The organism is Pseudoalteromonas sp. S554, from assembly GCF_005930865.1.
Taxonomy (GTDB): domain Bacteria; phylum Pseudomonadota; class Gammaproteobacteria; order Enterobacterales; family Alteromonadaceae; genus Pseudoalteromonas; species Pseudoalteromonas marina.
Window position 1 is genome coordinate 1 of the sequence record NZ_PNDV01000211.1, and the last position, 253, is coordinate 253.

The 253-nt window shown below is 40.3% G+C and carries 1 pseudogene; it reads left to right on the top strand.

The features are described 5' to 3' along the window. Nucleotides 1-225, top strand: a pseudogene (locus CWB65_RS19735) (inositol monophosphatase family protein); the annotation flags it as partial. Nucleotides 226-253: the final 28 nt, after the last annotated feature.

Here is a 253-nt window from a genome sequence, read left to right on the forward strand (position 1 = left end):
TGGCAGCGTTATTGGTTTCTTGATCCCATGGATGGCACAGGTGAATTTATTTTAGAAAGTGGTGATTTTGCGGTAAACATTGCGCTTATTCAAAATAACCACCATGTGTTGTGTTTAATTCATTGGCCGTCAAAAGGTATTAAGTATTTTGCGAGAGCTAAAAATGGTGCTTTAAAGCGCGAATAAATCACCGACACACGAAAATACGTAGCTCCACCTGTAAGTTAAACACAAGCGGTAAGTCGCCGTCAGA